Source organism: Pseudoalteromonas sp. SG41-1 (genome assembly GCF_014164575.1).
Lineage (GTDB): Bacteria > Pseudomonadota > Gammaproteobacteria > Enterobacterales > Alteromonadaceae > Pseudoalteromonas > Pseudoalteromonas rhizosphaerae.
On the sequence record NZ_JACJFL010000050.1, the window covers coordinates 21,422 to 30,987 of the forward strand.

Consider the following 9,566-nt stretch of genomic DNA (forward strand, 5'->3'; position numbering starts at 1 on the left):
CCCTACGTATGATTATCTTAATTTGAAAACCTCAAATAAACGCTTAACCTTTAAACATTACCGGACATAAACTCTATACTCCCAAGGCGCCAACTTAAGGCTTGCGTCTTCAGTAAGCGTTGCCTTTTGTTTGCTAAATAGCTCTGTATATACTCCAGCTGTTTGTGGACCCATAAATTGAATATCTTGCTCTTTATCAGAAAAATTAATCACAACAAACACTTTATCTTTGGTATTTTCGCGGATAAAACTAAACACCTCTGTCGGATTAGTATTATAAATACGCTCCATTGTCGCGCCATATTTACCATGCCACAACGCACTATTTTGTTTCTGCAAAGCTAAGAGCTTCTGAATCAATGGCTTAAATTTATGTTCTTTCCATTCGATAGGATCTTTTTCAAAAAACTCAAGCCGCTTAATATTCCCAGCTTCAAGTCCATTATAAATTAATGGCATACCTTCACCGACAATAGACAATACGATTGCTGTCGCTACTTTTTCTTCGCTACCATAACGCTCAAACACGGTTCCTTCCCATGAATTAGCATCGTGATTTGAAACATACGTCATCCGATAGCTATTTTTCGGATACGCTCCCTCATTCCATGAATAGTATACAAACAATCTATTTAAATCAGCGTGACCACTTAAAATATCATGAATAGCTTCCTGCCAAGACCATGCATAAGTAGCATCAAAAGCTTTAGCATGTAAATCACGCATTTCCCATTCAGCTAACATAAAAACGGGCTTGATCGCGTCTAGCTCCGCCCTAACGTTTTCCCAAAAATCGAGAGGAACAAAACCAGCTACATCACATCGATAACCATCAATATTTACTTCTTTGACCCAATACTTCATTGCATCAGTCATGTATTCACGCATTTCTGGTACGTTATAATCAAAGTCGATTATGTCTGACCAATCCCACCACGGCGTAGGTTGAAAATTACCTTGCGAATTTTTTGTATACCAATTTGGATGCTTATGTCTTAATTCATTATCCCAAGCACTATGATTTGCTACCCAATCTAGAATAACGTACATACCTAATTCGTGAGCAGCGTTAACAAAGCTTTTTAAGTCATCTAAGGTACCAAACTCAGGATTAACACCGTAGTAATCTTTTACTGAATAAGGGCTACCCAGCGACCCTTTTCTGTTTTCTTCGCCAATCGGATGAATCGGCATTAACCAAAGAATATCGACGCCAAGTTCTTTTAATCGTGGTAGTTGATGCTCAGCGGCTGCAAATGTTCCTTCAGGTGTGAACTGTCGCGTATTAATTTGATAAAAACTTGCGTTCTTACTCCACTGAGGATGCGTTAACTTCACATATTCTTGTGGAACATAATTAGAGGAAATATTTGTTGTCTTAGTTTTTTTACTTATATTAGTGCAGGCACACAGCCCTAAAAATAGTAATATTATTGAAAGGTTTTTCATTTATAAAGCCCCTTAAACGATTAAGTTTTAACAATATGCGATGTAGTGAAATTATTTTCAATAAACTATTAACATGAATACGTATGTAAGTCTTAATGCCTATCTACGATAATTATCATTCGGTTGGCCTACCATCGCTGTAGATACGCATATATTCCGTGTATCAAACCGTACTAAGCTTGCCATGGGTAAAGACGTGGTAGCCGTTGAGCAAAAACTCGAAAAAGTGATCCCCAAAGAATTTAAAGTAGACGTACACCATTGGCTCATACTGCACGGGCGTTATACCTGTGTTGCCCGTAAACCAAAATGTGGCAGTTGTATTATTGAAGATTTATGTGAGTTTAAAGACAAGACTGAATAATGTTTATTCTTTTTTGAGCCAATAAGTAAACTTTAAATTTTTATCTTTGCTGTTGGTTTTTTGCATGCATTATTTAACTGCTAATGGCTAACAAATTACATTAAAATGACGGTATTCTTATTCAATTTTTAGTACTTCGATTTTAAGTAAAGAAAACAATAAATTTCCTAAAAAATGCTTGTACATAGCTTCTATTTCTTCTTTAGATATAGTTCCACCACGTATAAGGACTTCTTGCCGCTCAGCTGGCTCTTTTATGATAAACCCGGTAGAACTGAACCCATTTTTTTCATAAAACGCTTTGCGCTTAACTCTTTGTTGATAGTTTTCTGTCTTTTCATCAAGCTCCTCAATAGTGAGTACTATTCTTTTATTTGAATGCTTTTCATTCATAGAATCCATTACTTTGCTTCCGTAACCACTTGAGCGGAGCAATTCAGCTATCGCAAAAAACTTTACAGAGATAATTTGTTTATATTCTTTAGTGTAGAGAAAACCAACCCATTTATTATTATCATAAATAACATCAAAGCCATTTTTTCCATTCCTCATTCTGTATTTAACAAGCCATTTTGGTAGTCTGTGAACTTGTGGAAAAGCTTCGAAAAAAAGGTCTATAACTTTTGAATAGTTAAAATCATGTTTGTTAAGTGGGCGAAAAGTGATCGTCATATTAACCCTGCAAGCCAATCAACAGTGAACATAGTAGTAAAAACCTTTAATCCAATCAAACCGAAAAATATGAATATAAATGTAACTTTAGTTTTTTTACTTTTTATATTATTCCAAGATAGAAGTTTTGCTTGAAATTCACTTTTTAGCTCATCAATATCCTCTTTCATACATAATTCCCTATCTCGTGCTGTAATTATATCAACTACAACACAGTTAATATGAGTTACCAAATTAACTTTGTAACTAAAAGTTCCGATGATGCCTAATGCAAACACATGATCTTTGCTCTTTAGGATTTCAACTACCAACATTTTGAAAGCTAGTTACATCTTCCTTCCTTATATTTAAGTTGGCCAACCATTGCTGTAGATACACACATAGACCGTGTATCAAACCGTACTAAGCTTGCCATGGGTAAAGGTGTTGTTGCGGTTGAACAAAAACTTTTAAAAGTTGTACCAGCAGAATTTAAACTTGATATACACCATTGGCTCATTCTTCACGGGCGTTATACTTGCGTAGCACGTAAACCAAAATGTGGCAGTTGTATTATTGAAGACTTGTGTGAGTTTAAAGATAAAACAGATTAGATCCTGTAGATAAAACACCTTCATTTTAAACGATTATTAATTTTAAACCTCAATTATCAGGCTTATAAGAATAAGCTCAGTGATTAATTCGCATTCCAGTCTTTTTTTCTGTTTATTAAAGTAGGTGCCTAACTTTGGCACCTTTCATTTTCCATACCTTATAAATCAATTTAAATAAAATCTGTTTATTCGTGATTTGGCGTAATTTTTAGAACATTTTCAAAGTATTAATTTCACAAGCGTCAATCCTTTAGTTATGCTGTTGAGCATTATGAAATTTTATTGCGAGAATTCTTATGTTACCTATACTTCGTATCTTGTTAATTGAGCAAGACCCCGCCACCTTGCAAGAGCTTTCTACTAATCTGTCGAAAACCATCCCAAATTTTGAGCGAGATGATATTCATATCGATATTATTGAGCGTCTTGAGCTAAAACAAGCATTGGACATTGTAGAGGAAGATGGCGATATTCAGGCCGTAGTGCTTAGCTGGGATTTGCAAAATAAGGTTGGCGAACGCACTTATAGTCGCTTTATCGAGCAGTTAAAGGGGATCCGCCTTGAGTTGCCTGTTTATGTTATTGGTGATGATACGAAAGGGCTAGAAATAGTTAATGAGTCGGAGGAGATTGAGTCTTTCTTCTTTAAAGATGAGGTGATTTCTGATCCTGAAGCAATTTTAGGCTATATGATCAACGATTTCGATGACCGCTCAGAAACCCCATTTTGGACGGCGTATCGCCGTTATGTTGGCGAAGCGAACGACTCTTGGCATACACCGGGACACAGCGGTGGCTCTAGCTTTAGAAATTCCCCTTATATCAAAGATTTTTATCAGTTTTATGGTCGTAATGTGTTCGTTGGCGATCTGTCGGTTTCAGTGGACTCTTTAGGTTCATTGTCAGATAGCACCAATACAATTGGCCGTGCGCAAGAGTCAGCAGCGGCGACGTTTGAGGTTAAGCATACCTATTTCGTTACCAATGGATCGTCTACCTCAAATAAAATCATCTTGCAGACATTGCTGCGCAAGGGCGATAAAGTGATTATCGACCGCAATTGTCATAAATCTGTGCACTATGGCATTTTACAATCAGCGAGTTTACCTGTTTATTTGTCGAGTATTTTAAATCCAAAATATGGCATCTTCGCGCCGCCGTCGTTGGCCGACATTAAACAGGCGATAGAACAAAATACCGATGCGAAATTGCTAGTCCTCACGGGTTGTACTTACGATGGCCTACTGAGCGATCTGAAACAGGTGGTAGAGTTTGCCCATCAACATGGTATTAAAGTATTTATTGACGAAGCGTGGTTTGCTTACTCCCTGTTTCATCCAAGCCTACGATACTATTCCGCCATTCATGCTGGCGCTGACTACGTCACCCATTCAGCACATAAAGTGGTATCGGCGTTTTCTCAGGCGTCTTATATTCATGTTAACGATCCCGATTTCGATGCTGATTTCTTTCGCGAGATTTACAGTATTTACGCCAGTACATCGCCAAAATATCAGCTTATCGCATCGCTTGACGTGTGCCAAAAGCAGTTAGAGATGGAAGGCTATAAGTTACTCAATGCTTTGTTGAACCATGTGGAAGAATTTAAACAACAGATGGCTTCACTCAAGCAAATTAAAGTGCTAGGTAAACAAGACTTTATGGAAATATTTCCGCACTTTAGTGGTGATAACATGGGTCACGATCCGCTAAAAATTCTCATCGATATTAGCGAATTACCTTATTCATTAAAGGATATTCATAAATACCTGCTGGATGAAATTGGCCTAGAAATAGAGAAGTACACTCACAGCACCATCTTAGTATTACTGACGCTTGGCGGCACACGCTCAAAAATAATTCGTCTTTACAATGCGCTCAAAAAACTCGACAGCGGTAAAGTGAAGTTGTCAAAATCGACGCGACGATCTCGCTTGCCTGAGAATCTACCAGCCATAGACTTAGCGTGTATTCCAAGCGATGCCTTTTATGGCGAGCGCGAATCTGTGCCTATCGGTAAAAGTAACAACCGTATTTGTGCCGGTTTAGTCACCCCCTATCCGCCAGGCATTCCTCTTTTGGTGCCGGGACAGCATATTACAGAGGAACATATAGAGTACCTTAAAGAGTTAGCAGGACAAGGTTTGACGATTCAAGGGAGTTTTGATGGTGAAATCTATGTTCTTAAGGGCAAAGTTCAAAAGTAAAAATATACTTTAATACAGTCGAACTCCTTATAACTAAACAGCAATGTCACACGATATTGCTGTTTAGTGCGTTATAATTCTAGGCCACTTTAATAGAACTTGGTGTGCTAAGCTCATGTTAGTATTAGGTAATATCACGTCAGAATTTAAAGATAAGACAGAGTAAATAATACGAAGTATAGTAGATTAAAGAACTGACCCTGACACTACAAAAATAAATGAAGCGGATGCGTAATAATGCTAGTTAAGAACAAAAAAACGCTTACTTTAATGCGCATTGCTGCATTTATTGTCACCATCATGAGCATATACTTTTTTGCCCCTTGGAAATTTGCTTTATATTACTTGCAACCGCTACCGGCGACGATCAAAGAACAAACACAAGAGGCTATTGAACAAGGAGTCGATGGCATTATTGTGTATATTCATAGACAAGGACAGCAACCTGAATATTTTGCAAACGGTTGGCATAATCGAGATCAAAAAATCCCCGCTTATGCTACTGCTTTGTTTAAGATTGGCAGTATCCGTAAGCTGTATGATGCATCAGCCTTAACAAAACTTTCAGCCGCTGGACTAATTGATGTGGATAAAACACTGGCTGATTATCTTCCATCGTTAATTGGACGCATTGAAAATGCAGATAAGATAACACTACGAATGATGGTAAAGCACAGAAGTGGCATACCCAATTACACAGACACTGATCATTTCGATTGGTCAATCACCTACCCTGACCCACTTGCATTAGTACTCGATAAACCCGCTGATTTTAGCCCTGATGCTGACTATGGCTATTCTAATACCAATTATTTGTTGCTGCGAAAAATTATGTCTAACGTGCTGGGTTATGATCATAACCAATATATTAAAGATGTAATTTTAACGCCACTGGGCCTAACGCATACGTTTTCATCTGTACATGAAATCAATTTAGTAGATTTGATGAGTGGTTACTACGTAGGTTATGAGAATGACTTTAAAGCACTCGATCAAGGGTATGTGGCAACAGCACAAGATGTGGGCGACTTTATTGTGGCATTAAATAATGGCACATTTTTTAGTGAACAAGAGCAGGCTTTGTACGCATCACTCTATAAATATGAGCACACAGGTTGGGTATTAGGGTATTCAAGCATTGCTCGTTATTATAAAGATATCGATACAGTCGTTGTGCAGTTTATAAATACTAATGGCAATGATACTGTGTTGCTCACAGAAATAATTTATAATCGGATTATTGATATTTTAACAGCGCAGCAGTAGTTACAGAGTAGCTGCGTTATCAAAAATTTATGTGAATTTTAAAGAGGATTTAAATGCGTTTATTACACACCATGTTACGGGTTGCTGATCTAGATAAATCAATTGCGTTTTATACTCAAGTACTCGGCATGAAAGAGTTACGCCGTGCTGATAACGAAGAGTATCGCTATACCCTAGCCTTCGTAGGCTATGGCGATGAAAAAGACACAGCAGTACTTGAGCTGACCTATAACTGGGATACCGACAGCTATGATTTAGGCAATGCCTATGGTCATATCGCCATTGAATTTGATGATATCTATAAAGCCTGTGCTGATATCAAGGCCGCTGGCGGTAATGTTAGCCGTGAGCCAGGACCTGTTAAAGGCGGCACAACAGAAATTGCTTTTGTAAAAGATCCAGATGGCTACTCAATTGAATTAATTCAGAAGAAAGAAAATATGAGTAAATTTTAGCAAATATATGTAATAGGTTTGCTAATCCGCTTTTTATTTATTTAAGCTCAACTCTGATACGATATTAAAAAAGGTGCTGTATGCACCTTTTTATCGTAATTGACTGTCTTTACTGCCACGTCGGTTAAACCCTTTAGAAAGCGTGCCTTTACCTTCTAGTTCAGCTTGGCAACTTACACAATACTTCACACCAGGTAACGCGAGCCTTCGTGCTTGTAGTATTGGTTCATCACATTCTTCACATAGCTCGGCACTAGCTCCAGAAACTAAATTACTTCTAGCATATTGCACAGCATCATTAACGCTGGCATCAATTTGATCTTGAATTGCACCCTCTCGTGCCCATCCACTTGCCATATAACCTCCTATTTATTTGGACGTTTATATGTACGCTAACATAGATGAAGTTTATTTAAGCTGAATAAAAGAAAGGGAAAGATACTAATAAAATTTAGGAATTATTATATAAAATATTTAATTTTTAGATTTTAGATTTTAGATTTTAACTTGGATGAATAATTCTGAAGTAACTATAGAAATGCAGTTAAATTGATGTTACTGGCTTTTTAATAAAAGCCATCTTACTAATAAATAGTAAGTTTCGTCCCAAGAGATTAGTACTCTTGTTAACGTTGTGTATAGAGAGTGCGGTGTCACACTTCCTTGCACATTACTTAAAAAAAGTAAATGGCGTCCCCAAGGGGATTCGAACCCCTGTTACCGCCGTGAAAGGGCGGTGTCCTAGGCCTCTAGACGATGGGGACGCAGAAATTGGTTTGCAAATCACTGATTTGCTATTTCTGCGTAAGATGAGCCGAGCCTGCGAGGCGAATGGCATTATCTTCTCAGAAACATTTTCTGTGTCACTAGGACAACTGAATGGTTTAACTCGTTTCAGGCGAGCTGCTTAATAACACTGCACTTCCCTATTTAAAATAAGTAAGTGGCGCCCCAAGAGATTAGTACTCTTGTTAACGTCGTGCATAGAGAGTGCGGTGTCACACTGCTTTATACATTACTTAAAATAAGTAAGTGGCGTCCCCAAGGGGATTCGAACCCCTGTTACCGCCGTGAAAGGGCGGTGTCCTAGGCCTCTAGACGATGGGGACACATAAATGTGTCACTAGGACAACTGAATGGTTTAACTCGTTTCAGGCGAGCTATCTTAATAACACTACACCTACTATAGAAATAGTAAGTGGCGTCCCCAAGGGGATTCGAACCCCTGTTACCGCCGTGAAAGGGCGGTGTCCTAGGCCTCTAGACGATGGGGACACATAAATGTATCACTAGGACAATTGATTAGTTAGACTCACATCATGAGTTTTTAAGGTAATTGCGATTAATACAAATTAAGACTCGAGCTTAATTTGTTCGCTATTTTCTCGGTTAACCCGCCTTTAACTTATAAAAGTTAAGTGGCGTCCCCAAGGGGATTCGAACCCCTGTTACCGCCGTGAAAGGGCGGTGTCCTAGGCCTCTAGACGATGGGGACACAGAAAACTGCTACCCTAGGACAAACACTTTAATAAATTGGTGGAGCTATGCGGGATCGAACCGCAGACCTCTTCACTGCCAGCGAAGCGCTCTCCCAGCTGAGCTATAGCCCCAATTTATTTTGCTAAACACTTGCGCAGTTAAACCGTGCTGTGTATCGCTGAGTGCGGGGCGCATTCTATGCAGCCACCAAAATAATGTCAACATTTTTTTCAGTAACTTTCTTTAAACGGTTTAATTTTCAACAAACTGAATAATGAATAAACCGCGGCGCTCAAAATACATGCAAGGGAGCTGTTTCAAAACAAAAATTAGGACTGAAAGGCGCACAATCTAGATTAACTGAGGTGAAATATATTCTAAAACATCAAAACAATAAGGTATACATTTATATGCAAAATAAAGTCGGAGTCTTTTCTTGTTTTTCACAACAACGTTTTCATCACCAAGTAAAACGAATTTAAGATGAACATACTAGCAATTAACTGCAACGCCCCTACTCTATTGTCAGTTATTTATATGATCACAGAGGCTCCATTAGTTACAGTCGGTGTTTTATATCAATCGTATTTAACTAACGGTATTTGGATTTTTCAATGCGATTGACTATAACCTTCCTCCCTCATGATTAAAAAACAAATCCGCTTTTGACTAACAGGCACCACTAGCTATTAAAGTATTGCATTAAATAATGAGTAAATTGATTGCACATATAGATTGAATGTAAGTAAATTGGCTATAAAACAATCTCAATCTTACTTCATTGATTATAAAACCTGCATCTAAAACATTTTTCCTCATTCAAGTGTTGACACATTTACAACTCTATCTATAATAGCGCCCCACAACAACGCAGCAATGAGTTGTTGTTTAGATGTGGGTGATTAGCTCAGTTCTAAGAAAAGAGAGCATCACCGCTATTTACAAGTAACGGCGAGGTTCACTGGTTAAAGTCCAGTACTATTTATTTTAATAGTAGCGTTTTAATTTATATGTGGGTGATTAGCTCAGTTGGGAGAGCATCGCCCTTACAAGGCGAGGGTCACTGGTTCAAGTCCAGTAT

Annotated in this window: 7 protein-coding genes, 5 tRNA genes and 2 pseudogenes; 5 read left to right on the forward strand and 9 right to left on the reverse strand. The window is 38.1% G+C overall.

Features of this window, described 5'->3' with window-relative positions; all coding sequences use genetic code 11:
- Positions 1-57 precede the first annotated feature (57 nt).
- A complete protein-coding gene (locus tag H5203_RS19320) occupies positions 58-1,449 on the reverse strand; it encodes an alpha-amylase family glycosyl hydrolase (protein ID WP_145240713.1) in 1,392 nt (463 codons plus the stop codon).
- A 115-nt stretch (positions 1,450-1,564) separates the two neighbouring features.
- Here H5203_RS19320 and H5203_RS19325 point away from each other — a divergent pair.
- A pseudogene (locus tag H5203_RS19325) lies at positions 1,565-1,813 on the forward strand (endonuclease III); the annotation flags it as partial.
- A gap of 117 nt (positions 1,814-1,930) precedes the next feature.
- Here H5203_RS19325 and H5203_RS19330 read toward each other — a convergent pair.
- Positions 1,931-2,485 carry a GNAT family N-acetyltransferase gene (locus tag H5203_RS19330; protein ID WP_145240711.1) on the reverse strand — a complete coding sequence of 185 codons (555 nt, stop codon included), beginning with the start codon at positions 2,483-2,485 and terminating at the stop codon, positions 1,931-1,933.
- Positions 2,482-2,799, reverse strand: a complete 318-nt coding sequence (locus H5203_RS19335; protein WP_145240709.1) for a hypothetical protein — start codon at positions 2,797-2,799, stop codon at positions 2,482-2,484. Before H5203_RS19335 ends, H5203_RS19330 begins: the two co-directional genes overlap by 4 nt.
- A gap of 39 nt (positions 2,800-2,838) precedes the next feature.
- On the opposite strand from H5203_RS19335, the pseudogene H5203_RS19340 reads away from it, so the two are divergent.
- The 4 genes and pseudogenes from H5203_RS19340 to gloA form a co-directional block, all read left to right on the forward strand.
- Positions 2,839-3,078, forward strand: a pseudogene (locus H5203_RS19340) (endonuclease III); the annotation flags it as partial.
- A 296-nt stretch (positions 3,079-3,374) separates the two neighbouring features.
- Positions 3,375-5,285, forward strand: coding sequence for an aminotransferase class V-fold PLP-dependent enzyme (locus H5203_RS19345; protein ID WP_145240707.1), 1,911 nt, complete (start codon positions 3,375-3,377; stop codon positions 5,283-5,285).
- Between the two features lie 234 nt (positions 5,286-5,519).
- Complete coding sequence (locus H5203_RS19350) at positions 5,520-6,551, forward strand: serine hydrolase (RefSeq protein ID WP_145240705.1); 1,032 nt, start codon at positions 5,520-5,522, stop codon at positions 6,549-6,551.
- A gap of 53 nt (positions 6,552-6,604) precedes the next feature.
- The gene (gloA, locus tag H5203_RS19355; RefSeq protein ID WP_145240703.1) at positions 6,605-7,006 is read left to right on the forward strand and encodes a lactoylglutathione lyase; all 402 of its coding nucleotides are present in this window, start codon (positions 6,605-6,607) and stop codon (positions 7,004-7,006) included.
- A gap of 90 nt (positions 7,007-7,096) precedes the next feature.
- Here the strand turns inward: gloA and H5203_RS19360 are convergent, their stop codons facing one another.
- From H5203_RS19360 to H5203_RS19385, 6 genes are all read right to left on the reverse strand, one after another.
- Positions 7,097-7,363: a DksA/TraR family C4-type zinc finger protein gene (locus H5203_RS19360; protein WP_145240701.1), complete on the reverse strand. Its 267-nt coding sequence runs from the start codon at positions 7,361-7,363 to the stop codon at positions 7,097-7,099.
- A gap of 331 nt (positions 7,364-7,694) precedes the next feature.
- A tRNA-Glu gene (locus H5203_RS19365) sits at positions 7,695-7,770 on the reverse strand.
- 269 nt (positions 7,771-8,039) lie between these two features.
- Positions 8,040-8,115 (reverse strand) — tRNA-Glu (locus H5203_RS19370).
- 90 nt (positions 8,116-8,205) lie between these two features.
- Positions 8,206-8,281: transfer RNA gene (locus H5203_RS19375), tRNA-Glu, on the reverse strand.
- Between the two features lie 144 nt (positions 8,282-8,425).
- Positions 8,426-8,501: transfer RNA gene (locus H5203_RS19380), tRNA-Glu, on the reverse strand.
- A 39-nt stretch (positions 8,502-8,540) separates the two neighbouring features.
- A tRNA-Ala gene (locus H5203_RS19385) sits at positions 8,541-8,616 on the reverse strand.
- Between the last annotated feature and the right edge of the window lie 950 nt (positions 8,617-9,566).

Coding starts and splice junctions, on each gene's coding strand:
- H5203_RS19320 (WP_145240713.1), bottom strand. CDS start 1,449: ATGAAAAACCTTTCAATAATATTACTATTTTTAGGGCTGTGTGCCTGC.
- gloA (WP_145240703.1), top strand. CDS start 6,605: ATGCGTTTATTACACACCATGTTACGGGTTGCTGATCTAGATAAATCA.
- H5203_RS19330 (WP_145240711.1), bottom strand. CDS start 2,485: ATGACGATCACTTTTCGCCCACTTAACAAACATGATTTTAACTATTCA.
- H5203_RS19335 (WP_145240709.1), bottom strand. CDS start 2,799: ATGTTGGTAGTTGAAATCCTAAAGAGCAAAGATCATGTGTTTGCATTA.
- H5203_RS19360 (WP_145240701.1), bottom strand. CDS start 7,363: ATGGCAAGTGGATGGGCACGAGAGGGTGCAATTCAAGATCAAATTGAT.
- H5203_RS19345 (WP_145240707.1), top strand. CDS start 3,375: ATGTTACCTATACTTCGTATCTTGTTAATTGAGCAAGACCCCGCCACC.